The following is a 12867-nucleotide window of genomic DNA, read 5'->3' on the forward strand; positions in this document are numbered from 1 at the left end:
GGCGCCGTGGCGGCATGGCGCGGGAATCAGTCGTCAGACTGTTTCTTGGGCACCGGGAACGGGTTTTCGCGGTATTGCAGCGTGAAGCTGGCGCGGTCGTCCTGGGCCAGTTCACGGGCCAGGTAGGGCATGGCTTGCTTGAGGGCGTCGTGCAGCGTCCAGGGCGGGTTGACCAGGAACATGCCGCTGCCATGCAGGCCGTAGCCGTCGATGGTGGCCTTCTTGACGGTCAGGGTGGCATGCAGCCAGCTCTTGACCTTCAGGTTCTCGAAGTGGCGCGCCATTTCGCTGGCTTCGCGCCGCTGCACCAGCGGATACCAGACGGCAAAGGTGCCGGTGGCAAAGCGCTTGATGCATTCCTTGACGGTGATCAGGGTGCGGCGGTAGTCGTTCTTGTCTTCGTAGGAAGGGTCGATCAGGACCATGCCGCGGCGCGTGGGCGGCGGCAGCAGGGCCTTGACGCCTTCGAAGCCGTCGTCGCCGTAGATGGTGGTCTGGCGCTGGGCGGTGCGGCCCTGGTGTTCGAGGTTGACGACCAATGCGTCGATCTCGGTGGGGTGCATTTCGAACAGGCGCAGGCGATCGGACGGGCGCAGGGCATCCAGGGTAAGCCAGGGCGACCCGGGGTAGCGCTTCAGGCGGCCGTTGGTGTTGAACGCGCGGATGCGGGCGACGTAGTCGGCCAACAGGGGCGGCAGGTCGTCGCGTTCCCAGAGGCGGCCGATGCCGTCTGCGAATTCGGACGTCTTGGCGGCCCAGTCGCTGTCCAGGCTGTAGAGGCCGGCGCCGGCATGGGTGTCGACGACCCAGTACGGCGCATCCTTGCGATTGAAGTAGTCCAGGGTGTGGACCAGGATGGCGTGCTTGAGAACGTCGGCGTGATTGCCGGCGTGGAAGGCGTGGCGATAACTGAACACGGGGCGGGCGCCTTAAGCGGAAGCGGCCGGCGCGATGGCGGCCAGTTCGTCGGTGAAGATGCCGTCGATGCCCCAGTCGAGCAGCAGCTGGGCGCGCGCGGGGTCGTTGACGGTCCAGGCGGCGATGCGGTAGCCGGCGGCGTGCACGGCGTCGATCAGTTCGCGGGTGGCGTCTTTCTGGTTGATGTTCAGGGCGACGCAGTCGTACTTGACCAGGCGGTCGAGCCAATCGGCGGGCACTTTTTCAACGAGCAGGGCGCGCGGCAGTTCGGGGGCGACTTCCAGGGCGGCCTGCAGGGCTTCTTCGGCAAACGAAGACAGCAGCGGCGGCACGGCGGCGTCTTTCCACAGTTCGCGGGCGGCCAGGGCGACGGCGGCGCCGGTCTCGGCTTCGCGGCCGGGGCAGGGCTTGATTTCGACGTTGCTGGCAATGCCGTTGGCGACGGTGTAGCGAGCGACGGCGGCGAAGGTGGGCAGGGGCTCGCCGGCATAGCGGGCGGAATGCCAGCTGCCGAAGTCGAGCTGGGCGAGTTCGCTGAAGGTCTTGGCGGCGGCGGGGCCGTGGCCGTTGGAGGTGCGCTCGACGTCGTCGTCGTGCATGAGGACAAGGATGTTGTCGCTGCTGAGCTTGACGTCGTATTCGAAGATGGTGAAGCCGTGGTCGGCGCCTGTGCGCATGGCGGCCAGGGTGTTCTCCGGCGCCAGGCGGCCGCCGCCGCGGTGGGCGATATGACGGGAATAGGGCCAGGTGGGGAGTTTTGCTGTCATTTCTTTTGTTGCTTTATCGGTGCTTTTGGATAGGTTGCAAGGATACTCCTTCTTTAGGGGGGAGTTATTGGGGGTTGGGGGTGGTTTGGGTTCTTTTGGCGCGGCGTCGGGGCGGTGGGGCCGGGGCGGGGCTACGCGGCTTGTCCGGCGCGCGGGCGCCGGACAGCGCGTGCTCATCCTCGTCGTCGCCTGCGGCGACTCCTACGGATTCCGCCGCGCGCGCCGCTACACGCCCCGCCCCGGCCCCACCGCCCCGACGCCGCTCGCGTTGGTGATTAATCACCTGTGTTTGGGGCGGGTGGTTTGCTTGGGCTTCGTGGGGGGGCAAAACTTTGGGGGGGAAGAGGTGGATTGCGCCCGTCCAGGACGGGCCGCCCTGCGCGGCCGTCGTGGACATACGCTGCTGGTGATGCAGCGGTTGATGGCTTTGTTGTTGTGGTGGCTCTACTTCAGTGGGGCCTTGTCTTGTGAGATGTCCATGATCATGCGGGCGGCCAGGTAGAGGCGCGGGACGATGGAGTTGATCTGGATGTATTCGGCGTCGTTGGAGTGGGCGCCGAAGCCGGACAGGCCCATGCCTTCGATCACGGGGCCGCGGGCCTTGAGGGCGGCGAAGGCGGCGTCGGTGCCGCCGCCGCTGGCGCGGTCGATGACTTTCATGGGCAGGTCGAGTTCTTTGTAGATGGCGACGCCGTGGTTGGCCAGGGCGCGGGACGCGGGGGTGGCTTCCAGCGGGGGGCGGCGCACTTCGAATTTGACGGTGACCTTGGAGTCGGGCAGCAGCTTTTTCTGCACGCGTTCCTGCAGGGTGCGCGAGAGGGCGTCGAAGTCGGAGACTTTCAGGGCGCGGGCGTCGGCCTGGGCGGTGGCCTGGCCGGGGATGACGTTGCGGTTGGTGCCGGCCTGGGCGACGGTCCAGTTCAGTTTCAGGCCTTCTTCGGGTTTGGACAGCTTGTCCAGTTGCAGCAGCTGGTGGGCGAGTTCGTAGAGGGCGTTGACGCCCCCTTCGGGGCGGGCGCCGGCGTGGGAGGTCTTGCCTTGCACGTTGAGGTAGGCCGCGCCGATGCCGCTGGTGGCCAGGGTCAGGCGGGGTTCGGTGCCGCCGCCTTCGAAGGAGAAGACGGCGTCCTGGTCGGCGCCCAGGCGGGTGATGGTGTCGCGGGCGCCGGGCGAGCTGATTTCTTCGTCGCCGTTGATGAGGACGGTGATGACGCCGTAGTCCTTGAAGTCCATTTTCTGCAACAGGGCCAGGGTGTGCAGGATGGTGGCGACGCCGTGCTTGTCGTCGGCGATGCCCAGGCCGTAGGCGCGTTCGCCGTCGATGCGAAAGGGCTGGTCGCGCAGCATGCCGTTGCGATAGACGGTATCCATGTGGGCGATCAGCATGATTTTCTTCTGGCCGTTGCCCTTGAATTCGGCGTGGACCATGGGGCCGACGTGTTCGGGGGTGTCGTCCAGGCGGAAGATGTCGGTGGGCTTGATGATGTCGACCTTGCCGCCCAGCGCCTTGAGGCGGTCGCCGATGAGGGCGGCGATGCGTTCCACGCCTTCGACGTCCTTGCTGCCCGATTCGATGTTGACCAGGTCGCGCATGGTGTCGAGCATGCCTTGCTTCTGCCCCTGGGCGGCTTCGTGCACGGCGGCGACGGGGGCGGCCAGGGCGGCATGGGCGCCACCCAGGAAGGCCAGGGCGACGGCGGCGCGCAGGATGTGGGGACGGGGGAGCGGGAACGGCATGGATGGTCACCTATGCGTAGAGGGGGATTTCACGATACGGGGGCGGGCCGGGGGCGAAAACGGGGGTTTCCCGAGTTGACGGGCGCGGGCTTCCATGGGGTCGGAAGGGGGCCGCAAGGCCGCCGCGGGCAGGCGGGCGGGGCGGCAAGAGACGCGTTAGAATCGCGCGCTGCGGGACGAATGAGAGATGCTAAAATCCGCCCGCTGACCCGGTTTGACCGGTATGGGAATAGGGCGAATGAGATTCGCCTTTTTTTATGCGTTTTCGTGCGGCCCGGGCGGAAGTCTCCTCCCGAGTGCGGCAACAGGGATTCCATGTTCGAATTTATTCGCAGCCATCGGCGCTGGATGCAGTTCATCCTGCTGCTTCTGATTGTGCCTTCCTTCTTCCTCGTCGGGATTCAAGGCTATGACAGCTTCATGCGCCGCGAGCCTGAATTGGCAACCGTCGCCGGCCAGCCGATTTCCCGCGCCGAGTTCGATCAGGCGCACCGCAACCAGCTGGAGCAATTCCGCCAACGCCTGGGCGCCCAGTTCGACCCCGCGGTGATCGATACGCCGGCACTGCGCGAAAGCCTGCTGAACCAGCTGATCAATCAACGCCTCCTGGCCAACGTGGCGGTCGACAACCGTTTCTCGGTGTCCGACGAAACGCTGCGCAACACCATCGCCGCGATCCCGGAAGTCCAGGACAACGGCCGTTTCTCGCCGGAACGCTATCGCCAGGTGCTGGCCGCGCAAGGCATGTCGCCCACGTCGTTCGAGGCCGGCCTGCGCCGCGACCTGGCCGTGGCCCGCGTGCTCGAGCCCGTCGGCCAGTCGGCCCGTGCGCCCGGTGAAGTCGTGGCCACGCTGGAAACCGCGCTGACGCAGCAACGCACGGTGCAGCTGCGCCGCTTCACGGCGGCCGATTTCCGTTCGCAAGTGACCGTCACGCCGGCTGACATCCAGACCTGGTACGACGCCAACAAGCAGCAACTGCAGATTCCCGAACAGGTGCAGGTGCAATACCTGGTGCTGGACGAAGCCGCTGCCACGCAGGGCGTGCAGGTCAAGGACGAAGACCTGGCCTCGTACTACGAGCAGAACAAGACCCGCTTTGGCCAACCCGAGCGCCGCCGTGCCAGCCACATCATGATCGAAGTGCCCGCGGGCGCCTCGGAAGATGCGCGCAAGGCCGCCCGCGCCAAGGCCGAAGACCTGGCCAAACAGGCTGCCGCCGATCCGGCCAAGTTCGCAGATCTGGCCCGCAAGAATTCGCAGGACGCCGGTTCGGCCGCCAATGGCGGCGATCTGGGCTGGCTGGCGCCGGGCATGCTGTCCGGTCCGCTGGAAAAGGCCGTGTTCGGCCAAACCAAGGACCAGGTGTCCGGCGTGGTGGAAAGCCCGTCCGGTTTTCACGTGGTCAAGGTCACCGAGATCCAGCCGGCTGCGATCAAGCCGCTGGCCGAGGTCAAGGAACAGATCACCGCCGAAGTGCGCAAGCAATTGGCCGCCATCCGCTTCTCGGAAATGGCCAGCCAGCTGAACAAGCAGGTCTACGACCAGCGCGACAGCCTGCAGCCGGCCGCCGACGCGGTGGGCCTGAAACTGCGCACCGCCTCGGGCGTCACCCGCGAAGGCCTGTTGCCCGCCGACCAGGCTGGCCCGGGTTCCGCCGTCGACAGCCCGGACGCCGCGCTGCTGGACAACCCGCGCGTGCGCCAGGTGGTGTTCTCGCCCGACGTGCTGCGTGAAAAGCAGAATTCCGGCGTGATCGAACTGTCGCCCGACACGATGCTGGCGGTGCGCGTGGCCGCGGTTGAACCCGCCCACATCCCGCCGCTGGACAAGGTCAGCGACTCCATCCGCGCCAAGCTGCTGGACGAGCGTTCCGCCGAAGCCGCCAAGAAGGCCGGCGAAGCCGCGCTGGCGGCCGACCAGGCCAGCCCGGCGGCAACACCGGAAGGCTTTGGCGGTCCGCTGGTGGTGTCGCGCCAAGACCCGAAGAACCTGCCGCGCCCGGTGCTGGATGCCGTGATGCGCCTGCCCGCGTCCAAGCTGCCGGCCTACACGGGCGTGCAGTCGGGGGCCGACTACACGCTGGTGCGCCTGGAAAAGGTCGATGCCGGGACGGTCGACGCGGCTGACAAGGAACGCCTGGCGCAGCAGTTGTCGGGCGCCTGGGGTCAGGCCGAGAACGAAGCCCTGGTGCGCATGCTGCGCGAAGAGTACAAGGTGCAGGTACTGCCGGCCGCGGGCGACGTCATCCGCGGCGACGCGTCCCAACAGGCCGCAGGCTGAGGCTTGCGCCACGCCGCGGCGTCGTGATGGCGCCGCGGGCTTGACCTGAAATTGCGCCGTCGTTGTGTCGCCGTTGCCGTGTTACTGCAACAGCGGCCGCAACACCGGCCACACGTTATCCAGCAATTGGCCCTGCGCATCCTCGTTCGGATGGATGCCGTCGGCCTGGAACATCGCCCGGTTCGTTGCAATGCCTTCCATCAGGAAGGGCACGAGCCGGGCGTTTTCGTCTTTGGCGACCGTGGGAAACACCTGGGCAAAGCGCTGGGTGTAGTCGCGGCCGTAATTCGGCGGGATCTGCATGCCCACGATGACCACCTGGGCCTCGGCCTTGCGGGCCGTTTGCGCCATGGTGCGCAGGTTCTGTTCGGTCATGTTCAGCGGCAGGCCGCGCAGGGCGTCGTTCGAGCCCAGTTCCAGCACCACCACGGCCGGCTCATGCTGGCGCAGCAGCGCGGGCAGGCGGGCGACGCCGCCGCTGGTGGTGTCGCCGCTGATGCTGGCATTCACGACCTTGTACTTCGGGTATTGTTCGGAAAGCCGGGCAGACAGCAGCGGCACCCAGCCGGTGCCGCGCTTGATGCCATATTCGGCGGCCAGGCTGTCGCCCACCACCAGCACGGTGCGCAGCGCGGAACCCTGCGCCGCGGCGGCGGTCTGAGCGTGGGCGGGCGCCAACAGGGCGCTCGCAAGGACGGACGTAAGTAGCAGACGGGGAAATAGGCGCATGGATAGCAAGAATTCGATCGAGGTGAAAGGGCTGGGCAAGCGGGTAGCCGATGCCGGCGGGACGCTGTCTATCCTGGAAGACATCGATTTTACGGTGCAGGCGGGCAGCGCCGTGGCCATCACCGGCAGTTCCGGTTCGGGCAAGTCCACCTTGTTGGGACTGCTGGCGGGCCTGGATGTTCCCAGCTCGGGCAGCGTGCGCCTGGCCGGGCAGGACCTGTTCGCGCTGGACGAGGATGGCCGGGCGCGCCTGCGTGCCAATCACGTGGGATTTGTGTTTCAGTCGTTCCAGCTGCTGCCGAACCTGACGGCGCTGGAAAACGTGATGCTGCCTTTGGAACTGGCCGGCCAGCCGGCCCGCGAGGCCGCCCAGGCCATGCTGGAACGGGTGGGGCTGGGCGCGCGGCTGCATCATTATCCGCGCACCCTGTCGGGCGGCGAGCAGCAGCGGGTGTCGCTGGCCCGCGCATTCGTGGTGCAGCCGGATCTGCTGTTCGCGGACGAACCCACCGGCAGCCTGGATGCCGCCACGGGCGTGACGGTCATCGACCTGATGTTCGACCTGCACCGGGAGCACGGCACCACCCTGGTGCTGGTGACCCATGATCCGCAGCTGGCCGCGCGCTGCGCCCGTCAGCTGGTGCTGGCGGCCGGACGCATGGTCCAGTAGGGGCCAGCGTGCGGAGCCGGCGAGCCTGATGATGGCCCGCCGGACAGTACCGCTTACTTGGCCTTGGCGACCGCCTGGTTCCAGGCGGTGACCACCGCTTCGTATTCCTTGGCCGCCGCGTCCTGGCTGACCGGGAAGATCTTGATGCTCTTGAAGTCGGGCAGGGTGGTCAGGCTGGCCACCGCGATGTCGGTGCGGGTGGGGCGGCGGAAGTTCTTCACCAGTTGCGCTTCCTGGGCTTCCTTGCTGAGCAGGCCATCGTAGAGCGCCTTGGCCGCGTCCAGGTTCTTGGCGCCCTTGATGATGAACATGCCTTCGGGCGCCAGGTAGCTGCCTTCGGACGGGTACACCAGCTTGATTTCCTTCTGGCCGCCGGCCACGTATTCCTGGGCGGCGTATTCCAGCGTCATGCCCACCGCGTATTCGCCCGCGGCCACGCCCTTGTAGGTGGTGCCCGACGAGGCCGTGACCACGGCGTTGGCGGCGATCTTGTCCAGGCCTTCCTGCCCGAACTGCTTGTACAGGCCATAGACCAGCATGTAGGCCGTGCCGCTCTTGGACGGGTCGGTGATGGCGAACTTGCCCTTCCATTGCGGCTGCATCAGGTCGGACCAGGTGGCCGGGGCCGGCAGGCCCTTCAACTGGCGTTCGTTGACCATCAGCACCATGATGTGCACGTTGGTGCCCACCCACAGGTCGTCCGGGCCGCGGAATTCGGCGGGAATCTTGTCCAGGTCGGGCGAGCGGTAGGGTTGCAGGTGCTGGCGGTAAGCGCCCAGCGTGCCGAAGCCGCCGCTCCAGAACAGGTCGCCGCGCGGGTTCTGCGCTTCGGCCTCGATGCGCTTCATCATGGTGCCCGTGCCGCCGGTGACCGGCTGCACGTTCAGCTTGGGCGACTTGGCCTTGACGGCGTCCAGCGCGGTTTCGATGGTTTCGGTGTTGTTGGACGAGTACAGGACCACGTTCTGGGCGTGCAGGGCGCCCGAGGCCAGGGTGGCGGCCAACAGGCCGGTTTGCAGGAGGTGTTTGAGGTGCATGGGTCGCCTTTGGTGGGTGCGGGTTATTTGCCGGAGAACAGCTTGATGCGGAACGCCTTGACCGACACGATGATGGGCAGCACGATCACCGTGACCAGCGCGGCGCCGTAAGCCGAAGCCATGCCCAGGCGGCCGCCGTCGACCTGCCGGAAGATGGCGATGGGCATGGTTTCCAGGCCGCCGCTGTAGGCCACGATGGACGCCGACAGCTCGGAAATCGTGGTCAGCCACATCAGGATGGCGGCCGAGATGATCGAGGCCTTCATGGCGGGCAGGATCACCTTGAAGAAGGTCATCAGCGGCGACACGCCCAGGCTGATCGAGGCCTCTTCGATGGAATCGGGAATGTTGAACAGCACGGACGAGGCGTTGCGCACCGCGAACGGCAGGCGCCGCACCGCATAGCACAGCACCATGATGCCGGACGTGCCCGCCAGCACCAGCCAGCCGGTGTTGAAGGTCTGCACCAGCGCAATGCCCAGCACCGTGCCCGAGATGGTCAGCGGCAGCACCACGATGTAGTCCAGCACCTGCGTGAAGGCGCTGCGCTTCTTGATGGTCAGGTAGCTGACCAGCACCGCGAAGGCCACGCCCGTCACGGTGGCCAGCGAGGCGAACTTCAGCGAATTCAGGATGGGTTCCGGCGCGCCGTGCAGCGCCCGCTGCATGCTGGCCAGCGACCACGAGCCCCATTGCATCACCGGCCCGCTGGTCTTGGTGAACGCGGCCACGAAGACGATGATGAGCGGCAGCATCGACACCAGGATCACCAGGCCGACGCCGCCCGTGTAGAGCAGCGCGGTCCACGAGCGCACGCGGCGTGCAGCCGGCGCGCGGCCCTGCGTCATGGTGTAGACCTTGCGTTCGACCACGCGTTTCTGGATGAACAGCACGATAGCGACGATGGCGATGGACACCACCGACATGGCGCTTTGTAGCGTGGGGCTGCCGCCCATTTCGCTGACGAAGGTGTTGTAGGTCATGACCGACAGGAGCGGCACGCGGCTGCCCAGCAGCATCGCCAGCGCGAAGTTGCCCACCACCAGCGTGAACACCACCAGCGCGTTCACCAGCACCGCGGGCAGCAGCACCGGCACCAGCACGCGCAGCTTGGTCATGAAGGGCGGCGTGCCCAGACTGAGCCCGGCCTCTTCCAGCTGGCCGTCAAAGCCGCGCAGCGCGGCCAGTACGCCCAGGTAGATGTAGGTGTAGTACACCAGCGTCATGGAGAAGACCATGCCGGTCCAGCCGTAGAACGACGGCAGTGAGATGCCCGCGTCGCCCAGCAGATTGGTCAAGATGCCGTTGTTGCCCAGGATCAGCAGCCACGACTGGCCCACGATGATCTCGGGAATCACGATGGTCAGCACCGGCAGGATGGCCACCAGGTTCTTGAGCGGGAAGTCGTAGCGCGCCACCATGTAGGCGAACGGCACGCCCACCAGGATGGTGCAGGTGGTGACCGCCAGGCCCAGCACCAGCGTGTTGCCGAAGGCCTCCAGGTATTGCGAGTCGGCCAGCAGGGCCTTGAAGCCTTCCAGCGAAAAGCCGCCGTCCTGGCCGGTGATGCTGTTGCTGAACAGCACGCCAAGCGGGTACAGCACGAAAAACAGCAACAGCGCCAGGCTGATTGCGGTCAGGATGCCCCAGGGCCACCATTTGATCTTCATGGCGCGGGCGTCCTCAGGCGTTCACGACGCGGCTGTCGGCGGGAATCAGCACCTGCACCGATTCGCCGGGCTGGAACTGCGCCACCATGTTGCCCGCGTGCAGTTCCACGCGAATTTCCGAACCGTTCTGCAGTTCGATGCGGTAGGCGGTCTTGAAGCCCAGGTACTGGCGCCGCAACACCTTGCCGGGCAGCGTGTTGGGTACATAGGGCGCCGGCGCCATCAGCGCCAGTTCTTCGGGCCGGGCGATCAGCACGGCACGGTCGGCCAGGTCGGCGCCGCCCAGGGTGCCGTCAAAGCCCAGTCCGCACAGTTCAAAGCGCACGTGGCCGGCCGGGGCGCCGGCCAGGCCTGCGCGGGCGGGCACCGGGATCACGTTGGCCGAGCCGATGAAGTCCGCCACGTAGGCATTGACGGGTGTGCCGTAAAGCTCTTCCGGCGTGCCCAGCTGGGCGATGTTGCCGCTGTCCATGATGGCGATGCGGTCGGACATGGCCAGCGCTTCTTCCTGGTCGTGCGTGACGAACACGGTGGTGATGCCGGCTTCGCGCACCAGGTCCAGGATGACGTCACGCATTTGCAGGCGCATCTTGGCGTCCAGGTTCGAAAGCGGCTCATCCATCAGCAGCACGCGCGGCCGGATCACCAGGGCGCGCGCCAGCGCCACCCGCTGGCGCTGGCCGCCGCTCATCGCGGCCGGGTAGCGCTCGGCCAAGGCCAGCAGGCCGACCTTGTCCAGCGCTTCGTTGACGCGGCGGGTGGTTTCCGCACGCGCCACGCCGCGGGCTCGCAGGCCATAGGCGACGTTGTCGAAGGCGCTTTTGTCCGGAAACAGCGCGTAGTCCTGGAACACCATGCCGATGTCGCGGCGGTGGGCGGACACGTGAGTGACGTCGTCCTGGTCGAACAGCAGGCGGCCGCCATCGGGCGCGTAGAAGCCGGCAATGCAGCGCAGCAGAGTGGTCTTGCCGCAGCCGCTGGGCCCCAGCAGCGTGTAGAACGCGCCGTCGGGAATGTGCAGCGACAGGTTGCGCAGCACTTGCTGGCCGCCGAAGGTCTTGATGATGCCGTCTACCGTGATGGATGCCATGTGAGGTTCCTGCCTGTGATTGACGGCATCATAGGCAGCCCCATCGCCCGCCACCAGCAGCGTTTTTTAAGGCGAGTCGTTAGATTTTCTAAGAGGTCGGCGGCGCCGCAATCCCCTAGAATGCGGCCAACAGCCACGGCGCTACACAATGCGCCGGGCAAAAAACAGACAGACAAGGGAAAACGTGGGTAACAGCAGCAGAGCCTTGCGCCATCGCGGCGCGCGGGCGGACGTCGCCTGAGATGGCGGGCCAGAGCCTGCCGCCGCTGAAGGCCTTGCGGGTGTTCGAGGCCGCGGCGCGCCTGCGCAGCTTCACTGCGGCGGCCGACGAATTGAGCATCACGCACAGCGCGGTCAGCCAGCAGATCCGTATCCTCGAAGACTACGTGGGCCAGCCGCTGTTCGCGCGCGAGGCCCGCGGGGTGACCTTGCTGCCTTGCGCGCAGGCGTATTTCCCCGAGGTGCAGGCCAGCCTGGAGCGCATCGCCGTGGCGACGGCCAAGCTGCGTTCGCCCAGTTATGGCGGCATGCTGCGCGTCAGCGCCACGCCGTCCCTGACCATGAAATGGCTGATCCCGCGCCTGTCGGCATTCCAGGCGCTGCACCCTGGTGTGGACGTGCAATTGAGCACCCAGGGACGTTCGTTCCTGGACCGCGGCGACGATGCGGGTAGCGACGTGCTGATCCGCCACGGTTACCTGGCGCATCCCGAGATGGCGTGCGTGCATTGCCTGGATGACTTCCACGTGCCCGTGGCGTCGCCGCGCTTCATCGAGCGCAACCGGCTGGCCACGCCCGCCGATTGCCTGCGCCATCCGCTCTTGAAGGTGGCGGGCGGCATGGACCACTGGCCGCGCTGGTTCGCGCTGGCCAAGGTGGATGTGCCGGCGCAATTGCCCGGGCCGGTGTTCGACCATCAGTTCCTGTGCATGCAGGCGGCCATGAATGACCTGGGCATTGCGCTGGCGCCATGGTGCCTGCTGCAGGACGATCTGCAGGCGGACCGGCTGCGGCCCGTGTTTCTCGAACCGCGCCTGCCCAATGCCGGCGTGCATGCGCTGTACCGCCAGGAAGGGCCGGCGGCTGCCGCGGCGCGGCATTTCATTGACTGGCTGGGCCGCGAGGCCGGCCATCCGCTGCCTGGGCAATAGCCTTTCGCACCCCGTTCACCCTCGACCCGACTGATCCAAGGACCGACTTCCATGCAAGCTTTCCCCGACGCCGCCGGCCTGCACTGGCGCGGCATCACGCCGCCGCTTTCGCTGTCCGACTACAAGGTCATTGCGTTCGACATGGACTCGACCCTGATCGCCATCGAGACCCTGGACGAGATGGCCGACCTGATGGGCAAGAAGGCCGAGGTGGCCGCGCTGACCGAAGCGGCCATGCGTGGCGAGATCACCGACTACAAGCAGAGCCTGCGCGAACGCGTGGCGCTGCTGGCGGGCATGCCGCAGGCGGGGCTGGATGAGGTCTACGAACAGCGCCTGCGGCTCAATCCGGGCGTCGAAACCCTGATCGCCGCGTGCAAGGCCGCGGGCCTGTTCTGCCTGCTGGTGACGGGCGGCTTCACCTGCTTCACCGACCGGCTGCGGGTGCGGCTGGGGCTGGACGACGTGCGCGCCAATGTGCTGGAAATCGAAGACGGCCGCCTGACCGGGCGGCTGCTGCCGCAGCCCTGGGGCGACCTGTGCGATGGCGAGGAAAAGCGCCGCAAGCTGCTGGAGGTGTGTGCGGTGCTGGGCGTGGGCCCTGAACAGGCGATTGCGGTAGGTGACGGCGCCAACGACCTGCCGATGCTGCGCACCGCCGGGCTGTCGGTGGCTTACCACGCCAAGCCCGCCGTGCGCCTGCAAGCCAAGGTCGCCATCGACACAGGCGGCCTGGATCAACTGCTGCGTCTGTTCGCCGCAAAATAAGCATTGAAACCGCGCGATCTGCGGATGTAATCTAGCCGCGACCACAC

At 66.8% G+C, this 12867-nt stretch carries 11 protein-coding genes; 4 read left to right on the forward strand and 7 right to left on the reverse strand.

The window, feature by feature from the left end; translation table 11 throughout:
* Window positions 1–26 precede the first annotated feature (26 nt).
* The 3 genes from U858_RS0106935 to U858_RS0106945 form a co-directional block, all read right to left on the reverse strand.
* Window positions 27–917 carry a 23S rRNA (adenine(2030)-N(6))-methyltransferase RlmJ gene (locus U858_RS0106935; RefSeq protein WP_025136443.1) on the reverse strand — a complete coding sequence of 297 codons (891 nt, stop codon included), beginning with the start codon at window positions 915–917 and terminating at the stop codon, window positions 27–29.
* Window positions 918–929: 12 nt separating this feature from the next.
* Complete coding sequence (gene ugpQ / locus U858_RS0106940; RefSeq protein ID WP_025136444.1) at window positions 930–1685, reverse strand: glycerophosphodiester phosphodiesterase; 756 nt, start codon at window positions 1683–1685, stop codon at window positions 930–932.
* A 444-nt stretch (window positions 1686–2129) separates the two neighbouring features.
* Window positions 2130–3422: a M20/M25/M40 family metallo-hydrolase gene (locus U858_RS0106945; protein WP_025136445.1), complete on the reverse strand. Its 1293-nt coding sequence runs from the start codon at window positions 3420–3422 to the stop codon at window positions 2130–2132.
* A 315-nt stretch (window positions 3423–3737) separates the two neighbouring features.
* Between U858_RS0106945 and U858_RS0106950 the strand changes: the two genes are divergently transcribed.
* On the forward strand, window positions 3738–5705 hold the full coding sequence (locus U858_RS0106950) for a SurA N-terminal domain-containing protein (RefSeq protein WP_025136446.1): 1968 nt from the start codon (window positions 3738–3740) through the stop codon (window positions 5703–5705).
* 81 nt (window positions 5706–5786) lie between these two features.
* Here the strand turns inward: U858_RS0106950 and U858_RS0106955 are convergent, their stop codons facing one another.
* Window positions 5787–6434 (reverse strand): arylesterase, encoded by a 648-nt coding sequence (locus tag U858_RS0106955; protein WP_025136447.1) that lies wholly within the window; start codon window positions 6432–6434, stop codon window positions 5787–5789.
* On the opposite strand from U858_RS0106955, the gene U858_RS0106960 reads away from it, so the two are divergent.
* Window positions 6433–7104 carry an ABC transporter ATP-binding protein gene (locus U858_RS0106960; protein WP_025136448.1) on the forward strand — a complete coding sequence of 224 codons (672 nt, stop codon included), beginning with the start codon at window positions 6433–6435 and terminating at the stop codon, window positions 7102–7104. The genes U858_RS0106955 and U858_RS0106960 overlap by 2 nt on opposite strands.
* Window positions 7105–7157: 53 nt before the next feature.
* On the opposite strand, the gene U858_RS0106965 is transcribed toward U858_RS0106960, so the two are convergent.
* Genes U858_RS0106965 through U858_RS0106975 form a run of 3 tightly spaced genes read right to left on the reverse strand, consistent with a single transcriptional unit; the run spans window position 7158 to window position 10901 of the window.
* Complete coding sequence (locus U858_RS0106965) at window positions 7158–8141, reverse strand: ABC transporter substrate-binding protein (protein WP_025136449.1); 984 nt, start codon at window positions 8139–8141, stop codon at window positions 7158–7160.
* Between the two features lie 23 nt (window positions 8142–8164).
* The gene (locus tag U858_RS0106970) at window positions 8165–9811 is read right to left on the reverse strand and encodes an iron ABC transporter permease (RefSeq protein WP_025136450.1); all 1647 of its coding nucleotides are present in this window, start codon (window positions 9809–9811) and stop codon (window positions 8165–8167) included.
* 13 nt (window positions 9812–9824) lie between these two features.
* On the reverse strand, window positions 9825–10901 hold the full coding sequence (locus U858_RS0106975) for an ABC transporter ATP-binding protein (protein WP_025136451.1): 1077 nt from the start codon (window positions 10899–10901) through the stop codon (window positions 9825–9827).
* A gap of 242 nt (window positions 10902–11143) precedes the next feature.
* On the opposite strand from U858_RS0106975, the gene U858_RS0106980 reads away from it, so the two are divergent.
* The gene (locus tag U858_RS0106980) at window positions 11144–12052 is read left to right on the forward strand and encodes a LysR substrate-binding domain-containing protein (RefSeq protein WP_025136452.1); all 909 of its coding nucleotides are present in this window, start codon (window positions 11144–11146) and stop codon (window positions 12050–12052) included.
* Window positions 12053–12103: 51 nt separating this feature from the next.
* Window positions 12104–12820: a phosphoserine phosphatase SerB gene (gene serB / locus U858_RS0106985; RefSeq protein ID WP_025136453.1), complete on the forward strand. Its 717-nt coding sequence runs from the start codon at window positions 12104–12106 to the stop codon at window positions 12818–12820.
* Window positions 12821–12867 lie beyond the last annotated feature (47 nt).

It is taken from the genome of Achromobacter sp. DH1f, from assembly GCF_000633435.1.
Lineage (GTDB): Bacteria > Pseudomonadota > Gammaproteobacteria > Burkholderiales > Burkholderiaceae_B > Achromobacter > Achromobacter deleyi.

Bases quoted from the DNA above. Each gene is read 5' to 3' on its own strand.
- ugpQ (WP_025136444.1), bottom strand. From the start codon at position 1,685: ATGACAGCAAAACTCCCCACCTGGCCCTATTCCCGTCATATCGCCCAC.
- U858_RS0106945 (WP_025136445.1), bottom strand. From the start codon at position 3,422: ATGCCGTTCCCGCTCCCCCGTCCCCACATCCTGCGCGCCGCCGTCGCC.
- U858_RS0106950 (WP_025136446.1), top strand. From the start codon at position 3,738: ATGTTCGAATTTATTCGCAGCCATCGGCGCTGGATGCAGTTCATCCTG.
- U858_RS0106960 (WP_025136448.1), top strand. From the start codon at position 6,433: ATGGATAGCAAGAATTCGATCGAGGTGAAAGGGCTGGGCAAGCGGGTA.
- U858_RS0106955 (WP_025136447.1), bottom strand. From the start codon at position 6,434: ATGCGCCTATTTCCCCGTCTGCTACTTACGTCCGTCCTTGCGAGCGCC.
- U858_RS0106965 (WP_025136449.1), bottom strand. From the start codon at position 8,141: ATGCACCTCAAACACCTCCTGCAAACCGGCCTGTTGGCCGCCACCCTG.
- U858_RS0106970 (WP_025136450.1), bottom strand. From the start codon at position 9,811: ATGAAGATCAAATGGTGGCCCTGGGGCATCCTGACCGCAATCAGCCTG.
- U858_RS0106975 (WP_025136451.1), bottom strand. From the start codon at position 10,901: ATGGCATCCATCACGGTAGACGGCATCATCAAGACCTTCGGCGGCCAG.
- U858_RS0106980 (WP_025136452.1), top strand. From the start codon at position 11,144: ATGGCGGGCCAGAGCCTGCCGCCGCTGAAGGCCTTGCGGGTGTTCGAG.
- serB (WP_025136453.1), top strand. From the start codon at position 12,104: ATGCAAGCTTTCCCCGACGCCGCCGGCCTGCACTGGCGCGGCATCACG.